The sequence below is a fragment of the Hymenobacter koreensis genome, assembly GCF_039541855.1.
Lineage (GTDB): Bacteria > Bacteroidota > Bacteroidia > Cytophagales > Hymenobacteraceae > Solirubrum > Solirubrum koreensis.
Genome location: NZ_BAABHA010000008.1, coordinates 242,476 through 261,518 on the forward strand (window position 1 = coordinate 242,476; position 19,043 = coordinate 261,518).

The 19,043-nt window shown below is 60.7% G+C and carries 19 protein-coding genes; 10 read left to right on the top strand and 9 right to left on the bottom strand.

Annotation, left to right across the window (positions count from 1 at the left end):
• Positions 1–15: 15 nt before the first annotated feature.
• The 4 genes from ABD903_RS13515 (at position 16) to ABD903_RS13530 (ending at position 2,863) form a co-directional block, all read left to right on the top strand.
• The gene (locus tag ABD903_RS13515) at positions 16–1,053 is read left to right on the top strand and encodes a sensor histidine kinase (protein ID WP_345225052.1); all 1,038 of its coding nucleotides are present in this window, start codon (positions 16–18) and stop codon (positions 1,051–1,053) included.
• A 14-nt stretch (positions 1,054–1,067) separates the two neighbouring features.
• Positions 1,068–1,580, top strand: a complete 513-nt coding sequence (locus tag ABD903_RS13520; RefSeq protein WP_345225054.1) for a flavodoxin family protein — start codon at positions 1,068–1,070, stop codon at positions 1,578–1,580.
• A gap of 62 nt (positions 1,581–1,642) precedes the next feature.
• Positions 1,643–2,416 carry a LytR/AlgR family response regulator transcription factor gene (locus tag ABD903_RS13525; RefSeq protein ID WP_345225056.1) on the top strand — a complete coding sequence of 258 codons (774 nt, stop codon included), beginning with the start codon at positions 1,643–1,645 and terminating at the stop codon, positions 2,414–2,416.
• A gap of 36 nt (positions 2,417–2,452) precedes the next feature.
• Complete coding sequence (locus ABD903_RS13530; protein WP_345225058.1) at positions 2,453–2,863, top strand: hypothetical protein; 411 nt, start codon at positions 2,453–2,455, stop codon at positions 2,861–2,863.
• A gap of 113 nt (positions 2,864–2,976) precedes the next feature.
• Here the strand turns inward: ABD903_RS13530 and ABD903_RS13535 are convergent, their stop codons facing one another.
• Positions 2,977–3,690 (bottom strand): HAD family hydrolase, encoded by a 714-nt coding sequence (locus ABD903_RS13535; RefSeq protein ID WP_345225060.1) that lies wholly within the window; start codon positions 3,688–3,690, stop codon positions 2,977–2,979.
• A 91-nt stretch (positions 3,691–3,781) separates the two neighbouring features.
• Here ABD903_RS13535 and ABD903_RS13540 point away from each other — a divergent pair, with 91 nt between their 5' ends.
• A complete protein-coding gene (locus ABD903_RS13540) occupies positions 3,782–4,417 on the top strand; it encodes a CatA-like O-acetyltransferase (RefSeq protein ID WP_345225061.1) in 636 nt (211 codons plus the stop codon).
• A 6-nt stretch (positions 4,418–4,423) separates the two neighbouring features.
• Here the strand turns inward: ABD903_RS13540 and ABD903_RS13545 are convergent, their stop codons facing one another.
• The 7 genes from ABD903_RS13545 to ABD903_RS13575 all read right to left on the bottom strand — a co-directional run bounded on the left by ABD903_RS13545 (position 4,424) and on the right by ABD903_RS13575 (position 11,651).
• The gene (locus ABD903_RS13545) at positions 4,424–4,957 is read right to left on the bottom strand and encodes a GAF domain-containing protein (RefSeq protein ID WP_345225063.1); all 534 of its coding nucleotides are present in this window, start codon (positions 4,955–4,957) and stop codon (positions 4,424–4,426) included.
• Positions 4,958–5,056: 99 nt separating this feature from the next.
• A complete protein-coding gene (locus ABD903_RS13550) occupies positions 5,057–5,653 on the bottom strand; it encodes a phosphatase PAP2 family protein (RefSeq protein ID WP_345225065.1) in 597 nt (198 codons plus the stop codon).
• Between the two features lie 73 nt (positions 5,654–5,726).
• Positions 5,727–6,515 carry a LytR/AlgR family response regulator transcription factor gene (locus ABD903_RS13555; protein ID WP_345225067.1) on the bottom strand — a complete coding sequence of 263 codons (789 nt, stop codon included), beginning with the start codon at positions 6,513–6,515 and terminating at the stop codon, positions 5,727–5,729.
• Between the two features lie 89 nt (positions 6,516–6,604).
• The gene (locus tag ABD903_RS13560; protein ID WP_345225069.1) at positions 6,605–7,726 is read right to left on the bottom strand and encodes a sensor histidine kinase; all 1,122 of its coding nucleotides are present in this window, start codon (positions 7,724–7,726) and stop codon (positions 6,605–6,607) included.
• 13 nt (positions 7,727–7,739) lie between these two features.
• A complete protein-coding gene (locus ABD903_RS13565; RefSeq protein ID WP_345225071.1) occupies positions 7,740–8,402 on the bottom strand; it encodes a hypothetical protein in 663 nt (220 codons plus the stop codon).
• 72 nt (positions 8,403–8,474) lie between these two features.
• Positions 8,475–9,182, bottom strand: a complete 708-nt coding sequence (locus ABD903_RS13570) for a hypothetical protein (protein ID WP_345225073.1) — start codon at positions 9,180–9,182, stop codon at positions 8,475–8,477.
• 258 nt (positions 9,183–9,440) lie between these two features.
• Positions 9,441–11,651, bottom strand: coding sequence for a TonB-dependent receptor (locus ABD903_RS13575; RefSeq protein ID WP_345225075.1), 2,211 nt, complete (start codon positions 11,649–11,651; stop codon positions 9,441–9,443).
• A 550-nt stretch (positions 11,652–12,201) separates the two neighbouring features.
• Between ABD903_RS13575 and ABD903_RS13580 the strand changes: the two genes are divergently transcribed.
• The 5 genes from ABD903_RS13580 to ABD903_RS13600 all read left to right on the top strand — a co-directional run bounded on the left by ABD903_RS13580 (position 12,202) and on the right by ABD903_RS13600 (position 16,834).
• On the top strand, positions 12,202–12,654 hold the full coding sequence (locus ABD903_RS13580; RefSeq protein WP_345225076.1) for a YsnF/AvaK domain-containing protein: 453 nt from the start codon (positions 12,202–12,204) through the stop codon (positions 12,652–12,654).
• 44 nt (positions 12,655–12,698) lie between these two features.
• On the top strand, positions 12,699–13,619 hold the full coding sequence (locus ABD903_RS13585; RefSeq protein ID WP_345225078.1) for a YsnF/AvaK domain-containing protein: 921 nt from the start codon (positions 12,699–12,701) through the stop codon (positions 13,617–13,619).
• Between the two features lie 348 nt (positions 13,620–13,967).
• Positions 13,968–14,918, top strand: a complete 951-nt coding sequence (locus tag ABD903_RS13590) for a 3-oxoacyl-ACP synthase III family protein (protein ID WP_345225079.1) — start codon at positions 13,968–13,970, stop codon at positions 14,916–14,918.
• Positions 14,919–15,074: 156 nt separating this feature from the next.
• On the top strand, positions 15,075–16,295 hold the full coding sequence (locus ABD903_RS13595) for a Gfo/Idh/MocA family protein (RefSeq protein WP_345225080.1): 1,221 nt from the start codon (positions 15,075–15,077) through the stop codon (positions 16,293–16,295).
• A gap of 83 nt (positions 16,296–16,378) precedes the next feature.
• Positions 16,379–16,834, top strand: a complete 456-nt coding sequence (locus tag ABD903_RS13600; protein ID WP_345225082.1) for a GNAT family N-acetyltransferase — start codon at positions 16,379–16,381, stop codon at positions 16,832–16,834.
• Here ABD903_RS13600 and ABD903_RS13605 read toward each other — a convergent pair.
• Positions 16,831–18,792 carry a tetratricopeptide repeat-containing sensor histidine kinase gene (locus tag ABD903_RS13605; protein ID WP_345225084.1) on the bottom strand — a complete coding sequence of 654 codons (1,962 nt, stop codon included), beginning with the start codon at positions 18,790–18,792 and terminating at the stop codon, positions 16,831–16,833. The two genes, ABD903_RS13600 and ABD903_RS13605, sit on opposite strands and share 4 nt — an antisense overlap.
• Positions 18,793–19,043 lie beyond the last annotated feature (251 nt).

Sequence of the window (19,043 nt, forward strand, 5' to 3'; positions counted from 1 at the left end):
TCCGCGGCCCGCTGCATGAACGACCGTCGCTTTCCCCTGCTGGGAATTCCGCTGCTGAGTTTGCTCATCATCCTGCTGGGCGGCGGCCGCCCCTTGGAAACGTGGCCCGGTTTCGCGCTCGACTGGGCGGTGTCGCTGCTGTTTACCACGGTGCTGTGGCTGGGCAACATTGCCCTGTGGGAGCTGCTGCTGCGCCGGTGGCCGCGGGTGGAGGATACCACGCGGCGGCTATGGTGGCTGGCCTTTAGCAGCCTGCTTTATACCAGTGTGGCCTCGGTGGCGCTGCGCGGCGTGTTGTATCTGCTGTTGCCCCCATATTTCTCGATGGAGCCGGCGGCTTTGGCGCAGCAAATCAAGTTCAACCTGATTCCCACCTGCTTCGTACAGCTGGTGTACGAAAGCCGGCACTTTTTCCGGCAATGGACGCTGAACGTGCGCCGCGCCGAGCAGCTTCAGAATGCCCACGAGCGCGCCCAGCTGGAAGCCTTGCAACAGCAGCTAGATCCGCATTTCCTGTTTAATAACCTGAACACGCTTTCGGCCCTCATCGAGCCCGGCAACGAGCCCGCCCAGCAGTTCGTGGATCAGTTTGCCGACGTGTACCGCTACGTGCTGCTGAGCCACAACCGGCCCACGGTGCCGCTGCGCGAAGAGCTGACCTTTGTGGATGCTTATGTGGCCCTACATAAAGCCCGCCTGCGCAACAACCTACAGGTACACATTTCAGTACCGCCCGACGTGCTCGATGCCCACATTGCGCCGCTAAGCGTGCAGCTGCTCATCGAAAACGCGCTGAAGCACAACGAAGCCTCGCGTCAGCACCCGCTGGAAGTGCGCGTAACGGCCACCGCCGGCTGGCTAACAGTGCAGAATGTGCGCCGTGCCCGCGCCGCAGGCTTTGCCGCCGGCACCGGCACAGGCCTGCGCAACATTCGGGAGCGGTACGCGCTGCTGGGAAGCGTGCCCCCCGAAATTCAGCAAACCGCCGAGCAGTTCACGGTGCGGCTGCCGCTGCTGCCGGCCCGCACCGAAGCAGCGGTTTCGCAGGCGTGAGTAGTTTGCAGCCGATGAAAACTGTTCCGTTGGTGATTATAGGCAGTGCCCGCCAGCCCGGCGACACGCACGCCTGGGTGGCGCGGGCCCTTGCCGGCATCGACCACCGCACGCTCGACCTGCACGACTACGTGCTCTACCCCTATAATTACGCCGAACAATACCCCGCCGATGACGCGTTTCCGCGCCTGATTCAACAGCTGCTCGAACACGAGGTACTTGTGCTGGCGACGCCCGTGTACTGGTACGCCATGAGCGCACCCATGAAGGTGTTCTTCGACCGCTTTACCGAGCTTACCAGCATCTACAAAACCGTTGGCAAGCAGCTGAAAGGCAAGCGCGTGCTGCTCCTTGCCGTGGGCTCCGACCGCGACCTGCCCCTGGGCTTCGAAGTGCCGTTTGCCTCTACGGCACGCTACTTTGGCATGGACTACCGCGGCTGCCTTTACCTTTCCATTAAACACCCACCTGCCCCAGACTTGCTCTCGGCTGCCGTGGCAGATTTCACCCGCAAACTGACCGATTAGCGCCGAAGCGGCTCGTATCGGTTCTGCCTGCTGCGCGTTTTCTAATTCGCTTTACCCCCGCCATGAAGGTCCTGTTGCTCGAAGATGAATACCCTGCGGCTGAACGGTTGCAGCGGCTCTTGGCCCAGGCCGCACCCGAGGCTCAGGTGGTAGCGCACCACGACACCGTAGCCGCTACCGTAGCCTGGCTTCAAACCAACCCTGCCCCCGACCTCATTCTGGCCGATATTCACCTCGCCGACGGCTTGAGCCTTGATGTGTTCGACCAGCTGGTGGTGAACAGCCCGGTGGTTTTTACCACCGCCTACGATGCCTACGCCTTACGTGCCTTCAAGGCCAATAGCGTAGATTATTTGCTTAAGCCCGTAAAGCTGGCGGAGTTACAGGCCGCGCTGCAAAAGCTGCGGCAGTGGCGCAGCCCCACCCCTGCCGCTTCAGAAGTTGCCCAGCGTTTAGAGCGGTTGCTCGACGGCCTTACCGAGCTGCCCGGCCGCCCCACCAAAACGCGGTTCTTAGTTCGCCACGGCGAACAGCTCCTGCCTGTACTTACCACCGACGTGGCCTGGTTTCAGAGCCGCAACGAAACCGTAACCCTGGTTACCCACGCCGGGCAGCGGTACCTAGTGGAATATACCTTGGAGCAACTGGAACAGCTTCTCGACCCCAAGCATTTTTTTCGCCTGAACCGGCAGTTTCTGGCGCAATTAGCGGCCGTGCAGCGTCTGCACCCGTGGTTTAATGGTAAACTGAAGCTGGATCTAATACCTGCGCCTGCGGAAGAAGTCCTTGTAAGCCGGGAAAAAGCCGCGGCCGTTAAAAGCTGGCTGGAAGGCTGACAACCGAGTGTTTACCTTATTGCCTATTGTTGTGCTATGCCCAAGACGTACTTCTTTTTGCTTTTTGGTGGCGTGTTCTTCAGCTGCCAGTCTCAGCCACCCGCCCCGGAGAAACCTGAAGTGACTTCTAGGCCCTTCCGCCTAGCGGGCAGTTGGGTTCAGCATAACAAAAGCATGTTTACCGTGGTCGAAATCGATTCCGACTCGAATGGCACTTACACCTTATTCCTCGATTACCGCCAAGAAATTCCGGAGTACTGGAAGCCCGGTGACGTTCCTTACTCCCTATACAAATCTCCCATACAGGTAAGAGTACCTGAGCCCAATCGTGTGCAGATCTATACCCAGCACTTTCGCTTCGACTATTACCTAGATGGCGACACGCTCCAGGAATTCGATAAAATGGGTCTGCAGAAAAAATTGGTTCGGATTGAGCCTTATAATTAACTACTGTTACGCAGTGCCTGCACGCAAGCGCGGGGGACGCAAACTTTCAGTTCGCGCTACACTCCGCTGCGTAACAGCACAAATTAAGTAGAGCGGCAGCCTCTGAAATACGGCTACCCATTCTCAGTCAATGCCGCTAGGTAAGCCGGCACCTGGCTCAGCGCTGTCACTTGGTGAAACGAAACACCTTCCAGCTGTTCTTCCGACACCCGTTCCATGGCCCACGTAGTGTGAAAGGGCACGTACACGGCGCGGGCGCCCAGCCGAGCAACGGGCAGGATGTCGGATTTTAGCGAATTGCCGATCATCACGAACTCTTCGGGCTGCACTTGGTAGCGGCGCAGGATCCGGCGGTAGGTTTCCTCGTTTTTCTCGCTCACAATTTCCACGTAGTCGAAGTAGTCGCCGAGGCCGGAACGCGCCAACTTGCTTTCCTGGTCGAATAGGTCGCCTTTGGTGAGCAGCATCAGCGGCTGGCCGCGTTCTTTCAGCGTTTCCAATACCTGTTCTACTTGCGGGAGCGGCTCGATGGGGAAGCTCAGCAGGCGTTTGCCCTGGTCGAGGATGTGCTGAATTTCGGTGCCGGTTACGCTGCCGGCCGTGAGCTGAATGACCGTCTCGATCATGGAAAGCATAAACGACTTGGCGCCGTAGCCGAACAGGTGCATGTTGTGTTGCTGCACCTGGTAGAACTGCTGCTCCAGCGTGCGGGCGTCGGCGTAGTGCGTGAGCAGGGCGTAGAGGTCGGCCTCGGCCTGGTCGAAGTGCGGCTGGTTGGGCCACAGGGTGTCGTCGGCGTCGAAGGCAATGAGGGCGGGCGCGGGCATGGTGGCGGTTGGTTGCAGCGGCTGTTTCGGGCGTAGCGGAAAGTAGTTTCGGCGCCCAAAACCCGGCCGAAGTTACGACCTTTGCCGGCCCATGAAGCAGCTGATTGACCTATCTACCTGGAACCGCCGCGAGCATTTCGAGTTCTTTTCCGGCTTCGACGAGCCCATTTACGGCCTGACAGCCGAGGTAGACGGCGCCCGCGCCTATACCCGGGCGAAGGAGTTGAACCTGCCCTTTTTTCAGCTGTACCTGCACGCCACGCTCCGGGCCGTGAACCAGGTGGAGGCGCTGCGCTACCGCATCGAAGACGGCGCGGTGTACTGCTATGACCGGATCAACGTATCGGCCACGCTCACCCGCCCCGATAACACCTTCGCCTTTTCCTTTATTCCCTTCACCGAATCGTTAGCCGATTTCGGCGAAGGACTGCGCGCCGAAATAGAAGCCGTGAATCAGTCCACCGGCTTGCGCCTAAACGAAAACGCGGCCCGCACCGACGTCATTCACTTCTCGGCCATTCCCTGGATTGCGTTTACCAGCCTCAGCCACGCCCGCCATTTTCAGCGCCCCGACAGCGTGCCCAAGATTTCGGTGGGCCGCTACCGCCGTCAGGGCAATACCCTGCTCATGCCCATATCGGTGCACGTGCACCACGGCCTAGCCGATGGCTACCACGTAGGTTTGTTTCTGGAGGCTTTGCAACAGGCGCTGGATTCGCCTGCGTAAGAGCCTTTACTTGACCGGTTGCTCCTGCACGTAAGCCTGCACCACCGGCAGCAGTAGCGGCAGGGAAGCTTCGATGTAGGCGTGCTCCTCGGGCGTCCAGTGGCGCGGGTGACCGAACACGCAGGGCTGGAGAATGCCCCAAAGCTGGCCTTCCGCATCGGTAATGTGTGCGTGCACCAGCGCCCGGTGCCCAAAAGTGCGCCGTTCAAATTCGCGGTTTAATACCTCGGGGCCGGCGGCTTCCACATCTTCCACATACACCGAAGGCTGGGCCGCCAGCGCCGCCCGAAACAACGGGTCTTGCTGGGGCAGTTCGCCGGTGTCGTCCTGCCAATCGTGACGCGGATCGGGAATGGCTTCGTCGAGGCGCCAAACGAGGGCAATACGGCCGCGGCCTCGCGCCGGGTCGCGCACGTAGAGGAAGCAGCGGTCGGCGCGCAGGTTGTGGCCGATGTGGGCCAAGGCTTCGGTGAGGGCGACTTCGGGCTCCTGGCGCGCAGTCAGGGACGTTTGGAGGTCAGATAGGTCGGGAGCAAACATGGCGGCGGTAAATTGGGTAAACCGAGTACGCGGTGTACCCTTGGCATGTTCGAGCGTCGCCCCAATCCGGCTTATCTGGCACCCGCCAGGAAAACAACCTCAGCCAAACATTCTGCTCAGCACGCCGCCGGTAGCCAAGCCAATGGCGGCCCCGACCACCAACTCCGCTACCGTGTGGCGCCCGAGCACCAAGCGAGAGGCAGCAATTAGCCCGGCCGCGCTTAACGCCACGATACCCCAGCCGGGATGCATTAGGTACACGGCGCTGGCCAGAAAAAACGACCACGCAGCGTGCAGGGAAACTTTCAGGTAGAAATTAACGGCAAAGCAGGCCACCAGCATTAGGCAAACCAGCCCCATGCCGTTGCGCAGCGCGGCGGCTGTAGGCAGTACCACTGTTAGTGCGGTGGCCGTGGCCAACAAGCCAATCAGGCGCGGGTAAAACGAACGGCGCTGCTCCCGCACCGACACGTCGAAATTGCTGTAGGCCCCCGTGCGCGTTTGGCGGTAGTTCCACAGCGCAATGGGCAAAATCACCCCGATAACTACACCACCGGCTATCCAAGTGGCCGTGCGGGCATCAAGCAGGTAGAAGGTCATTATCACCACAAACACGACTGCGGTGAGCAGCGGGTGCCCCAGCCCGGAAACCCAAGCGGCCAGGCGCAGCAGCGTTGCGTTGGTAGTGCGTAGCATGTGCTGATGTATTTATTAAGGCCCAGATTTACAATTGGGTACCAACGGTGGCCATAGGCCCCGGTAAAAGCCGCTACCGTTCCAGCCAGGCGCGAAAGGTTGATACCCGCTCCCGGCTCACCAGCACGTCGCCCTCGGGGGCAGCGGGTTGGAGCACGGTTTTCAGGCGGGAATTGGTGTAGTGAATAATGTCCTGAATGGCATCGTGGTGCACGAGGTAGGCACGGTTGAGGCGGAAGAACTGGCGCGGGTCGAGCAGCTTTTCCAGCTGCTCCAGGGTTTGATCGAGCACGAAGCGGCGGTTTTCCCGCGTCTGCACAAAGGTGGCTTTTTCGAGGCTGAAGAAGTAGCTGATCTGATCCACGGGAATCACTTTCAGGTGCTCCCCTACTTTCACCACAAACTGCTTTTTGTACTGGTTTTGCTGCGGCTGCAACTGTTGCAGCACCTGCGTCAGCAGGGCCGCATCGAAAGCCGGCGCGGCACTTGGGGCAGCGCTGTTACCGCGCAGGGCCTGTAGTTTTTGCAAGGCGGCAGCCAGCTCGTCCTCGTCGATGGGCTTGAGCAGGTAATCGATGCTGTTCACCTTGAAAGCGCGCAGGGCGTACCGGTCGTAGGCGGTGGTGAAAATTACCGGGCAGCGTACCGTGGTGCGCTCAAACACCTCGAAGCTGAGGCCGTCGGCGAGGTGAATGTCCAGAAACAGCACATCGGGCGGCACGGCGGCGTTTTCCAGCATTGCCACGGCGGCTTCTACCGAATCGGCGGTGGCACGCACCTCCACGGGTGGTTGCTGGCGGCGCAGCATATCGGCCAGGCGCTTGGCGGCCAGAGGTTCGTCTTCAACGATGAAGGCGGTCATGTTAAAGCGGTGTGGTTGGACTAGGGCAATGAGCAAATGAAAGGGCTGGCACTCGGCATCGGCCGATCGGTTTTGAGCCTCGAACCGGCTTAAGTTGTCAGCTCCAGCATGGGCAAGGTTACCACAAATTCCTGGTCGTGGGGTGCGGCCTGCACTGGCTCGCGGGTGAGGTGGCGGTAGCGGGCCGTTAGGTTAGCCAAGCCAATGCCGGGCGAGTCGCCGGGGGCCACACGGCGCGGGCGCAACGTGTTGCTCACGCGCAGCTGCCGGGTGGTTTCGTCTAGCTCAATGCGCAGGTGCAGGGGCTGTTCGGGGCTGGCGGCGTTGTGTTTGAGGGCGTTTTCAAGCAGCAGCTGCAGGCTCAGGGGCGGCACCACCACTTGCGGCGGCACCTCGTGGGGAGCGGGCATCTGCACTTTCAAGGCGTCGCCGTAGCGAATGCGCTGCAGAAAAAGGTACGATTCGGCAAAGGCCAGCTCATCGGCCAACGGCACCACGTCGCGGCCGCGGGCATCCAGCACGTAACGGTACACCAGCGAGAGTTGCCGAATGAAGCGCACCGCCTGCTTGGGCTCCTCTTCCACCAAGGAAGTCAGGGCGTTCAGGGCATTGAACATGAAGTGCGGATCGAGCTGCTGGCGTAGGGTTTCGGCTTCGGCCTGGGCCATTTCCTTTTGCAGCCGCTCGTTGCTCACCAAAGCCTCGCGCCAACCCAGCAGGAAGGCCCGGCTGTGCATGGCCAAGGAACAAATGACAGTGATGCTTAGGGGCAGCATAAAATTCCGCCAAACCCCGGTCGACAGCAGCACCCCGGGACCTTTACCGCTCAGAACAATTAGAATGAAGGCATTGATGAGCACAATAACCGCCAACGACCCGCCCAACGACACCAGCAGCGTTAGCACCAGCCGCTTCATCGGCTCGCGCTTCCAGTTGGCGTATTTGTCCAGCCAGTTCACGGCGTAACCGTTGGTTAGCCACAGGCCCATTGAGTAGGCGAAGGTGATGCCGAAGTTGATGGCTAGGTGGCGAGGGTCGCCCCAACAGTCGCTGCAGGTGAAACCCGTAATGGCCATCGACAAAACCATGATGGTCAGCAGCAGCCGCACCCAGCGGCGGCCGTCTTGCCGCGACCACCGCCGAACCGACGGAACAACTGGCTCGTGTCCGTCGGTAACGGTGTGCGGCCGGGTTCGAAATAGAGTAGACATGCTAGGAGGCTGATTAAACGGCTGAACCAGCCAGTGGCCGGGCGGGTGCGCGGCGCAACGCGTAGTACAAGATAAAGCTTACCCCCAATGCGGTGCCCACCATGGAAGGCAGAAACTGGCTGTAGGGCTGGTATTGCGCCAGCACGGTTCCGGTGAAAGCCGACACCAGCGCAAAGTACGAGCTGATCATCTTCCAGATGTGGTCGTAGAGCCAGAGCTTGCGGCGCCACAGCGGCACGAAAGCAAAGCGCGCCAAATCGTAAATCGTTAGCGCAATCAGGAAGCCAAGCGAGGAATAAATTACTACCGGCGACCAAACCAGGTCAATTAAGTGCAAGGTGAGCAGAAAGCCGATGCTGCCCAGCAGAAACACCGCGGAAAACGCGGCATCGGCGTGGGTGGGGCCGGTGGTGCGCGTACGCATCACCCGGTAACCCGACCACGCCTGGTACACCGTTAGCATCACCACAATGGCCAGAAACGGCCGAAAGTTGAATACCGCCAACCCCAGCACGGCCGTGGCCAGCACCACCGTCAGCACCCGCAGAAACCACCGCCCGAAGCGGATGTGCCGAGCCCCGCCGTGGCGGCTGAACATGGGTACCAGCCCCAGCAGCAACCCCACGCTGCCGAAGAGGATGTGGAGGCCAATATTGAGGTGGTGCAGCAGTTCCATTACGCAAGGTAGAAAGCGGAAAAAGAGCGGCCGCCGCTGCTACTGAGCCAGCGGCGGCCGTCGGAAGTAAGGCTATTTAGCAGCGGTCTGCGCAGCCGTCTTTTCGTAAGCAGCCAAACGGCTTATGGCCTGTTTTTCGCCCCAATTCGGGCTCAACGCGGTTGCCGGTTTGAAGGCCGCAAAGCGGGCTTTGGCTTGCTCGTACAAGGGCTTGGCAGCCTCGGGCCCACCGCCGAACATCTTGGGGGTGTAGTACACGTTATTAGCCTGCACGAGGTAAGCACGGGGGTTGGCGGGGTTGGCTTTTTTGGCTTGTTCTACCATCTCAGCACTCAGGCCAGAATACTTCATGGAGCGGGCCATGGGCGAAATGCCCAAGCGGGCCTGGTGGATGTAGGCCTGCAACGTCATCAACTCCGATTCGTCGCCGCGCAGCTTGCGGGCCTGCGCCAGGGCTGCTTCGGCTTGGTCGAGGTATTTGTCCTTCACGTCTCCTTCTTCCTTGCTCTGGAAGGTGGTAATCAGCAGCGCGTAAGCTTGGTAGTAGCGGGGCAGCCAGTCGGCGGGGGCTACGGCGGCAGCGCGCTCCAGCTTGCCCGAAATTTCCTTGAGCTGGGCGGGGTCGCCGGTGCGCATCAGGTCGGTAATGGTGGCGGCCAGCATGTCGGTGTAGCCTTCCGGAGCAGCTTGCGCAGCGGCCGGGGCAGGTACTTTTTGTTGGGCCGAAGCCGAGGTGAACGAGGCAGCAACTAGGGCAAGCAGGAGCAGTTGGGTTTTCATGGTCAGCAAGTGAAGAAGTGTGAAGTAGCGGTTGAGTGAGTCAAAGGTGCCGCAATGGGGCAGCGGCTGAAACTTTCTGTTACCGAAGCGTCGGATGAGGCAGATGAACTGTGGGCGGTGCTGGTTTGGACGTTTGGCGCGGTGCCCGGTTTCTGGCGGAGGCCCGCTGAACTAGGGGCATCAGTAGCCAAGCTTTCGAGGTTTGAGAGGCTCAGCAGGAAGGTCTTTTTGCTTTGGACGACTTTCCGGAAAGGCCCATTAATCCGGTGCCGTTTCGGTATCAGCGGGGCGCTTTTTGTTGATGGAAATCAGCAGGCCGACGAACAGCATGCGCGGGGCCGATGGTGTTACAGCCACGCCTTGGAAGAGCCCATTAGAGTCGGGAGTATTGGCGTAGCGGTAGCCGAACACGTTGTTGCGGCCCAATACGTTGGAGCACGACACGTGCACGATGGTCAGGTTTTTCCGGATGGTGGTGAGGTAGCTCAGGTTCAAACTCAGCTCCTGGAAGCTGGGCGTGCGGCCCAGGTTGTAGCCTTCGCGGTTGGGGTCGTTGAAAGCGCGGGGCGAGCCGTAGCTGAAGGTGCCGCCTACCTGCGTGTGCAGCTTGCTGATCCAGTATTTCCCCACTACCGAGAGGTTGTGGCGCGAGGCGAAGGGGGGCACGGCCAGCACCGGGTCGGTGCGCTGCTGGCGGCGGGTATCCACGAGGCCGTAGCTCACCCAGTAGTCGGTTTTCTTGAAGGTTTTTTTGTCACGCCAAAACACGTCGACCCCGCGGGCATAGCCGCTGCCGGTGCTCTGGTAATGCGTGGGGTTGAAGGGCGCATCGGCGGCAAAGCGCGTCAGGTGCGCGTAGTCCTTGTAGTAGGCTTCGGCGCGCAGGGTACGGTCGTTTTTGCTGTGCTGGTAAGTGAGCAGGTAGTGCGTGGCCCGCTCGAAGCGCAGGCTTTGGGCGTAGTGCGCCACGCGCAGCAAATCGTTGGCGGGCGTTTGGTAGAACAGACCGTAGGCGGCCGAAACCTGCGTGCCTTCGGCCAGCTGGTAGGCCAGGGCCAAACGCGGCGCGGCATTCCATCGGCCCAACACACCCGAGTACTCGGCGCGGGCGCCCACGCGGGCCACCAGCTCATTCGACAGCGAGATGTCCGACTCGGCGAAGGCCGAAGCACGCTGCTCCTCAAAGCCGGGGCGCTGCATGTCGGCTTCGGGCGAAGCCTGGTAGCGCATGCGGTAGCTCTGCAACAGGCCTTCGGTGCCCAGCTTCAGGTTCCAGTGGGCTCCGGCTGAGTCGTTGGTGAGTACCACGCGGCCCACCACGCTTTGCTCCAGTTCGCGCAGGTACTGCACATCGGGCCGAATGGTTTGGTCGTCGCGGGTGCCGGCCACGCCGGTTTGCAGGCTCCAGCCGCGCTTGAGGGGGCTGCGGAACGAGGCATTTACGTACTCGTTGTGGCTGCTAAGGGCCACCGGCCGGCGCCCACCTTCAAAGCTGGGGTCGGGTTGACTGAGGGCCATTTCCTGCCGCGTGAAAGCCCCGTAAATTTTCAGCATGCCCAGCTCGCCGGTGCGTTGGCGTAAGGCCACCGACCCGCCCGCGCTCTGCGGCGCCACCTGCCAGCCCCAGCTTTGCGGCACCAGTCGGTAGTAAGGCTGCAGGTTAAGGTAATCGCCGGTTACGGCCACCGAGCTGCGCTCAAACCGCTGCTGGTGCGAAAGGCTCAGGCCCACCGAGAGCAACGAAATGCCGGTTTGGGTTTCGGGCGCCAGGTCCGTCGAGTTCAGCCCCACTACGGCCGACAACGCCTGCCCGTACTCGGCCGAATACCCGCCGGTACTGAACACGGTGCCTTTGAAGAGCATGGGCGAAAAACGCCCCCGCGCCGGCACGCCCGACACGCTGGAATTGTACGGGCTCTGCAAGGGCAGGCCGTCGAGGTACTGCTTGGTTTCGCCGGCCGCGCCGCCACGCACAAACAGCTTGCCTTCTTCGCCGTTGCGCGAGGTGCCGGGCAAGGTGTTCAGCGCGCCCGCCACGTCGGCCAGGGCGCCGGCCGTGGTTACAATATCCAGCGGCTTGAGCACGGTGCTGCGCTTTTCGTCGCTGGCCTCGAATGCGCCCGAAGTGATGGTAACCGAGCCGAGCTGGTTGCGCACCGGTTTCAGCACCAGCGCCAGGCGTTTGGCGGTGCCATCCAGCACTATAGCTTGTTCCTGCTGCTCGTAGCCCATGAGCGTTACCAGCAGCGGCAGCGTGCCGGCTTTGCGGGTGCTGAAGCGGAAGCGCCCGAGCGAATCGGTGGTGGCACCATCGAAGGTGGTTTTCAGGAACACGTTGGCGCCGGGCAGCGGCTGGCCGCCGGCGTCGCGCACGGTGCCGCTGAGGGTAGTGGCCGCCGCGGTGGTTTGGGCCGATGCGTGCAGCAGCGCGGCGGTTAGCAGGCAGAGCAGGAGTAGCAAGCGTTTCATGGGGTAGCAGCTAAGTGACGACCCGAAGGTGGCCGGCTACCGGGCCCGCAAAAACTAAAGGTTACCGAAGCGTCGGATGGAGGGGATGAAGTGTAGGCGGGCGGACCTGAGCGAAAAGCGCTTCTGGCAGGTTTGTGCTTTTGGCGCCTGCGCATGTTTCCGCAATCAGTCGGCTCATTGAGCATTGTCTCAAGCCAAAATACCGGGCACGCGTTAGGGCTACCCAGAGTCAAACGCAAGCCGTTGCCGACCAACTCTAGCGCTATTGGCAGAACTAATTAGGCCCATGATCCGACAGCTGCTTGTCTTTAGCTCATCCGTGGGCTATGGCTAAAAACTTCTGTACTTAGTTTACTCTCAGGCCGATACCAAAAAACTTAAAACACAGACGCTTAGATGAGTATTCAAATAACCATTTTAATAACTATTCCAAGCTCAACCATAACAATGCATAGTTGGGGGCGTACCAATGCGACGTCTTCGGTATCGAATCCGACTCTTTTCTCCCACGCTCCGCCCCGCTTGGCCGGCGTTCATTTACTGCATCTGTATGCCGCATCCAGAAAACCAACCGTCCCAGCAGCCGCCTCGTGCCGAGGTAGTGGTGCCGGTAATTGCCGAGCAATTACGGGTGGAAAAAGAACGGGTAGAAACGGGCAAAGTGCGCGTTTCCAAACAGGTACACGAGGAGTACCAGGTAGTAGAAATGCCCTTGGTGCACGAGGAACTGAACGTGGAGCACGTGCCCATCAATCAATACGTGGAAACTCCGCCCCCACCGGTGCGCTACGAGGGCACCACCATGATTATGCCGGTGCTGCGCGAAGTACTGGTGGTGGAAAAACGCCTGCTGCTGGTGGAAGAAGTCCGCATCAGCCGGCGCGAAGTAACCACCCATACCGCCGAGCAGGTAACCCTACGCCACGAACAAATCAACACCGAACACCTGACGAAAGCCCAGCCGGGGGCCCCTAACGGCCCCACGACATCTACCCAGGCCTAGTCGTTTTACTCTCCTATTCCCAACCACCCACAACCAAAAAAGCCATGAATCAGACCGTAGTAGGAATGTTCGAAAGCGCCGCCCAGGCGCAACAAGCCGCCCAGCAACTTGCCGCTGCCGGCTTTGGAATGGAACACGTGGACGTATCGTCCAATAGCAATAGCAGCACCACCGGCAGCCTGAGCAACACCGCCAGCCAAGCCGCCCGCCCCGACCGCGACCCGTCGGATTACCGCAACAGCAGCGGCACTGCTACCGAAGGCGTAGCCGACGCTGCCGGCCGTACCGGTGACAGCATCGGTAACTTCTTCAGCAACCTGTTTGGCGGCTCCGATAGCGAAGACGCCCGCCGCTACTCGCACGTGGCCCGTAACTCGGGCTCTATTGTAACCGTGCACTGCCATTCGGCCGAAAACGCCCACCAGGCAGCGGCTATTCTGGACCGCGCCGGTGCCGTTGATGTAGACGAACGCGCTCAGCAAACTGGCTACGCCAGCAACAACTGGACGGGCAACAAGCTGAATACCGGTGACCAAAAAGGGCAGCAAGGCACGTCGGCCCAGGTAATCGAGGAAAACCTGCAGGTAGGCAAGCGCGTGGAGCAAACGGGCGGTGCGCGCCTGCGCAGCCGTATTGTGGAGCGCCCCGTGGAAGAGCACGTACGCTTGCGCGAAGAGCACGTAACCGTGCAGCGTAACCCCGTGAACCGCCCCGCAACCGAAGCTGATTTTAAAACCTTCAAGGAAGGCCAGATCGAAGTAACGGAATCGGCTGAGCGTGCCGTAGTGGGCAAAGAAGCCCGCGTGGTGGAAGAAGTTACGCTGGGCAAAGAAGTGACCGAGCGCGACGAAACCATTCGCGACACGGTGCGCAAAACCGAAGTAGACGTGGAGCGCATGGAAGGCCGTAACACAACGCGCCCCGACGGTACCACCAACCCCAACGACACGACCCGCAGCCGCTAACCCGGCGCCTAATTTTGCCTTCGGGCAGTTTGAACAGCGGCAACCGGCTAACCGGTTGCCGCTGTTCTGTTTACGGGTGTGGTGTTGAATTTAAGTCCAAGACTATTGTGTTATCAAACGGCTAACGTTAGTCCCGCACTGCAACGTTTGGCAGGCTTGCCGTGCCTTTGCGTTTCTTTGCTGCGCCGGGCCATTGCGGCAGGTAACGCCCCGGTGACCTTCCGCGTACGTGGTTAAAGCATTGCCTGCGTAGCCGAAGCCGTTCCTTTGGGTTCGACGTTTCTCCCGGTTTCGTTGTTTCCCCGGCAACGCCGCCGGATTTCTTCTGCCTCCCACCCCATCGTTCTAGTGTATCTTCATCACGTAGCCACTTACCTGCCCACTGCCGTTGTTTCCAACGACCATTTCACCCGCCGCAACGGCCTTTCCTCGGAGTGGATTGTTGAGCGCACCGGCATTCGGGAACGACGCCGGGCGGCCGCGGGCGAAAACACCAACACCATGGCCATCCTAGCCGCTCAGCGGGTTCTGGAGCAGGCTGCCGGTATCGACACGGCCGAAATCGACCTCATTATCGGGGCTACCTATACCCCGCACGATACCATTGTAACGCTGGCCCACGCCGTGCAGCACGCGCTGGGCGTGGCCGATATTCCGGTGGTGAGCATTTCCTCGGCCTGCTCCTCGTTGCTGAACGCAGTGGAAATTGTGCAGGGGTATTTTGCCATGGGAAAAGCCCGGCGGGCCCTGGTAATCACCTCCGAGCACAACACAGCCTACAACAACGAAGACGACACCGTAGCCGGCCACCTCTGGGGCGACGGCGCTGCGGCGCTGCTGTTCACCCCGGAGCGCCTCACCCCTACCGATTTGCGCGTGGTGGACGTAATTACCGGCGGTGCGGCCACTATGGGCAAAGCCACCACGGCCGTAACCCTGCAGCCGCTGAACCGGAGCATCATCATGCCCCACGGCCGCGACGTTTTTCAGTACGCCTGCCAGTACATGGCCCGTGTAACGGAGCAAATTCTCACCCGCCACCAACTCACGGTGCAGGATGTAACCTGGCTGATTCCGCATCAGGCCAATGGCCGCATCAGCGACAACGTGATGCGCGCCACCGGCCTGCCACCCGAACGCCTTGTGTCGAACGTGGAAGTACTGGGCAACACCGGTTGCGCCGGGGCCGCCATCGGGCTGGCCGATACCCTGCCTAAACTGGAGCCCGGCAACCGGGTAGTGGTAACCGTGTTCGGCGGCGGGTACTCGTATGGCGCAATGCTGCTGGTGCGCGAATAGGCGTTTCCGCAGAGCTTGGAATCCGGCTTTAACCAGTGAAGAATTGTTGGTTACTCTGAACCTATGGCCCGGGGCACGGTAGCAAGTAGTGGCTTCTGTTGAAACCCTGTTCAACCGGCACAGGTAAGGTTAAGCAAACCTAGCAGCCAGCGCGTTATGCAAAGCCCAGCCGATTCACCCAACCCGGAACCTACCGAAACCGATACCGCACGCCGGGACTTTATCCGAAAGCTTTCCGTGGGGTTGGGTGCCACACTCGTAGGCTCCACCGGCTTGCTGCAGCCGATTTCGCTGCTGGCGAATTCAGAAGCTGGTCCGACTGGCTTGGCGGCCTTGCAGCAGGGCCGAAAACTGGGCGTGGCCTTGGTGGGCCTGGGCAAATACAGCACCGGCCAGCTCGCGCCGGCACTTCAGCAGACCCAGCTTTGCCGCCTCGCGGGCATAGTTACCGGCACCCCCGCCAAAGCCAAGCAGTGGCAGCGGCAGTACAACTTGCCGGCTACCAGCGTGTACGACTACAAAACCATGGACCGTATGGCCGATAACCCGGCCATCGACATTGTGTACATCGTGCTGCCGAACGCCTTGCACGCCGAGTACACCATTCGGGCTCTGGAAGCGGGCAAGCACGTTATCTGCGAGAAGCCCATGGCCACCTCCGTTGCCGATTGCCGACGCATGCTGGCGGCAGCGCAAAAAGCCGGCAAACAGCTCAGCATCGGTTACCGCCTGCACTTCGAGCCGCACCACCACGAAATGATGCGCCTGGGCCAGCAGCAGGTATTCGGGCAGGTAAAGCAACTGGTAGCCGACAACGGTTTTCGCTTCGGCAACGATACGCCCTGGCGCGTAAACAAAGAGCTTAGCGGTGGCGGTCCGCTGCAGGATTTAGGTATTTACTGCGTGCAGGGCGTGGTGTACACCAAAGGCCAGGTACCGGTGTCGGTAACGGCGAAATACGGCCCGAAACCGGCCGGTAACCTGTTCAAAGAAGTGGAAGCTGCCATGAGCTGGCAGATGCAGTTTGCCGACGGCTCGGTGGCCGACTGCCGCACCAGCTACGCCGAAAACCTGAGCAGCCGCCTGCGCGCCGAAGCCGCTCGTGGCTGGATGGAGCTGCAGCCTGCTTTCGGCTACGGCGGCCTGCGCGGCAGCACCAGCCAGGGGCCCATGAACATCCAGAACGTAAACCAGCAGGCCCGCCAAATGGACGACTTCGCCGACTGCGTGCTCAACAACAAGCCCACCCGCGTACCCGGCGAAATGGGCTTGCGCGATGTGCAGCTCATCGAAGCCATTTACCGCGCCGCCAACACCGGCCAGAAGGTTTCGACCACCGATGTAAAGGCAGTGCTCGACAAAACATTGGGCAAGTAACTGGCCCAATACTGCATTCCCGAAAACCAACAGCTTCTGCCAAGCCGGCGCGTAGCGTACTTTTGCCGACCTACCCATACTCCGTGCCCGTGACGCTTACCTGGACCTGCAAGCCCTTCGACCACCTCGCCTTATCCGAACTGTACGCCCTGCTTCAGCTGCGCAGCGAAGTGTTTGTGGTGGAGCAAACCTGCCCCTTCCAAGACATCGATGGGCAAGACCAACCTGCCCTGCACCTGCTGGGCCACACGCCCGCCGGCGAGCTAGCCGCCTACGCCCGCCTGTTCGGGCCCGGGCAGTGTTACGACGAAGTTAGCATTGGCCGGGTGGTAGTTTCGCCCAAGTATCGGCGCTACGGGCTGGGCCAGGCACTTATGCGCGAGGCCATTGCCGCTTGCGAGCAGCAATACGGCCCACAGCCCATCAAAATTGGGGCGCAACAATACCTAACGCGGTTCTACCAGGGTTTTGGCTTCGAGCAGTGCAGCGACATGTACCTCGAAGACGGCATTCCGCACATTTACATGCGCCGCGCCTAGTTTAACGGCAGCGTAATCAAGAACTCGGTGCCTACCCCTTCGGCCGACTGCACGGTGAGCGTGCCGCCGTGGCCGCTGCTCACAATGTCGTGGCTCAGCGACAGGCCCAGGCCGGTGCCCTCGCCCACGGGCTTGGTGGTGAAAAAAGGCTGAAAGATCTTCGCCTTTACGGCGTCGGGAATACCGGTGCCGTTGTCGCGTACGCGTATTTCCACCGCGTCTTTCAGGCGGCGCGTGCTCACGTTCACTTCCGGCTGATACCCCGATTCCCCGTTCTGCAGCTGGCGTTGGCGCACGGCGTATAGGGCGTTGGTACACAGGTTCAGTAGCACGCGGCCCAGGTCGGGAGCCACCACCGCCACGGGCTGCAGGGAGTTATCGAAATCGGTGCCGCGCAGGGCGCTGAACGCAGGGTCGGTGAGTTGCAGGCCCTGGTAGGCGAGGTCCAGGTTTTCTTGGGCCAGGACATTCAGGTCGGTGGCTTCTCGCTCGGCCGTGCCGGTTCGCGAATGTTCCAGCATGCCCTTAATAATGGCCGTGGCCCGCTGCCCATGCTGGCTGATGTTGAGTAGGTTTTGCTTGAGTCCGTCCAGAATTTCGCGCTCCAGTTTTCCGTCGCGCGCCAAGCGTTGCGCCCCGTTTATCTCGTCGATCAAATCGGTGCTGACGGCCGCAAACTGCTTCACGAAGCCCAACGGGTTTTGTAGCTCGTGGGCCACGCCGGCCGTCAGCTCACCTAAAAACGCCATTTTTTCGCGCTGCACCAGCTGAAACTGCGTGCTTTTGAGCTCAGCCAACGAGGCCTCCAAAGCCGCGTTAACCTGCTGTTGCTGCCGGTCGTGGCGCACGAGCAAAGCCACCAGCAACAGCAGCGCCAGTACCCCGGCCACCAGGGCATAGGTGCGGTAGCGGGTTTTCAGCGCCGCCTGCTCGGCTTCGGCCTGCTGGGCGCGCTGCCGCTCGCGGTAGTCGATGCTTTGCAGGCGCATCACCTTTTCCTGCCCGAACAGAGTGTCCTTCATGGCCAGCACCAGGCTTTGGTATTTCAGGGCGCTGTCGGGCGGTCCGCTGGCCTTGAAGTTCTGCGTGAGCAGGGTACTGGCGTTCAGCACGCCGCGCAAAAAGCCGTTGTTTTGGCCGGCCTGGCACCCCAGCCGGGCATAGTAGGTGCTGGAATCGGGCTGGCCGAGCTGCTGGTAAAGCGTGGCCAGGCCCACGTAGGCAAAGTTGGCGCTGCGCTGGTGCTTGAGCGCGCGCGACTCAGCAATGCTGCGCCGGTAATAGTCGCGGGCTTCGGCGAAGCGGCCTTGCTTGCGTGCTACCTGGCCCAGGCCGTACAATATGTAGTTGGTTGAAGCATTCAGCCGCTTGGCCAGGGCATATGCCCGTTCCTGGTAGTAACTGGCCGAGTCAAGCTGATTGAACAGATCATAGCCCAGCCCGATGTTGCTGAGCTCAATAACAATGCGTCGCTCGTCGCCCAGCTCCTCGCCAATGCGCAGGGCCTGGAAGTAGTACGCCAGTCCTTGGCGCTTATCGCGCAGGTACACGTAAATGATGCCAATGCTGCGCAGGTTCTGTGCCTGCAGCGCCCGGTCGTTCATGGCCGTGGCCAGGCGCAACGACTCCTGAAACAGCTCCAAGGCGCGGGTCAGGTTGCTTTCGCGCAGGGCCGCACCCAGGCGGTTCAGCGCTTCGCCCTCGCCGTGGCGGTAGCCCGTACGCTGCGCCAGTGCCAGGGCCCGCCGGGCGTAAGCCTCGGCCGAGTCGGTGCGCAGGGCCCAATACTGGTCGCTGATGCGGCACAGCAACAGCACCCGACTGGTATCGGGTTGTGGCTGCTGCTCCTCCAGCAGCAGCTTATCCAGTGTGGACTGCTGGGCTGCGGCTCGGTGAGCTATACCGCTCAGCAGAAATATCAGCACCGGCAGCAACAGCGGGCGTAACCAAGCGGGCATGCAAAGAGAAATCAAAGACTCAGCAAACAAATACTAGACCCCGCACGGGAGGGGTTGGTTCGTTTGAACCCGTGAATATCGTTTGAATTCTATTCATTATCATCTTTCACCGATTTCCTCCCGTTAAGCAACCGTTTTTAAAGCCAATTCAGGGCAAAGCTTAACATTATCGAAATACACGTGGCCTTACCAGCACCTGAGAACCTGCCGGAAAACCCGCTACCACAAAAAAGCCCCGGCCGGAAGAGGCT

What these genes read in the sequence shown, in the direction of transcription:
- ABD903_RS13515 (WP_345225052.1), top strand. Translation starts at nt 16, where the DNA reads ATGAACGACCGTCGCTTTCCCCTGCTGGGAATTCCGCTGCTGAGTTTG.
- ABD903_RS13520 (WP_345225054.1), top strand. Translation starts at nt 1,068, where the DNA reads ATGAAAACTGTTCCGTTGGTGATTATAGGCAGTGCCCGCCAGCCCGGC.
- ABD903_RS13525 (WP_345225056.1), top strand. Translation starts at nt 1,643, where the DNA reads ATGAAGGTCCTGTTGCTCGAAGATGAATACCCTGCGGCTGAACGGTTG.
- ABD903_RS13530 (WP_345225058.1), top strand. Translation starts at nt 2,453, where the DNA reads ATGCCCAAGACGTACTTCTTTTTGCTTTTTGGTGGCGTGTTCTTCAGC.
- ABD903_RS13535 (WP_345225060.1), bottom strand. Translation starts at nt 3,690, where the DNA reads ATGCCCGCGCCCGCCCTCATTGCCTTCGACGCCGACGACACCCTGTGG.
- ABD903_RS13540 (WP_345225061.1), top strand. Translation starts at nt 3,782, where the DNA reads ATGAAGCAGCTGATTGACCTATCTACCTGGAACCGCCGCGAGCATTTC.
- ABD903_RS13545 (WP_345225063.1), bottom strand. Translation starts at nt 4,957, where the DNA reads ATGTTTGCTCCCGACCTATCTGACCTCCAAACGTCCCTGACTGCGCGC.
- ABD903_RS13550 (WP_345225065.1), bottom strand. Translation starts at nt 5,653, where the DNA reads ATGCTACGCACTACCAACGCAACGCTGCTGCGCCTGGCCGCTTGGGTT.
- ABD903_RS13555 (WP_345225067.1), bottom strand. Translation starts at nt 6,515, where the DNA reads ATGACCGCCTTCATCGTTGAAGACGAACCTCTGGCCGCCAAGCGCCTG.
- ABD903_RS13560 (WP_345225069.1), bottom strand. Translation starts at nt 7,726, where the DNA reads ATGTCTACTCTATTTCGAACCCGGCCGCACACCGTTACCGACGGACAC.
- ABD903_RS13565 (WP_345225071.1), bottom strand. Translation starts at nt 8,402, where the DNA reads ATGGAACTGCTGCACCACCTCAATATTGGCCTCCACATCCTCTTCGGC.
- ABD903_RS13570 (WP_345225073.1), bottom strand. Translation starts at nt 9,182, where the DNA reads ATGAAAACCCAACTGCTCCTGCTTGCCCTAGTTGCTGCCTCGTTCACC.
- ABD903_RS13575 (WP_345225075.1), bottom strand. Translation starts at nt 11,651, where the DNA reads ATGAAACGCTTGCTACTCCTGCTCTGCCTGCTAACCGCCGCGCTGCTG.
- ABD903_RS13580 (WP_345225076.1), top strand. Translation starts at nt 12,202, where the DNA reads ATGCCGCATCCAGAAAACCAACCGTCCCAGCAGCCGCCTCGTGCCGAG.
- ABD903_RS13585 (WP_345225078.1), top strand. Translation starts at nt 12,699, where the DNA reads ATGAATCAGACCGTAGTAGGAATGTTCGAAAGCGCCGCCCAGGCGCAA.
- ABD903_RS13595 (WP_345225080.1), top strand. Translation starts at nt 15,075, where the DNA reads ATGCAAAGCCCAGCCGATTCACCCAACCCGGAACCTACCGAAACCGAT.
- ABD903_RS13605 (WP_345225084.1), bottom strand. Translation starts at nt 18,792, where the DNA reads ATGCCCGCTTGGTTACGCCCGCTGTTGCTGCCGGTGCTGATATTTCTG.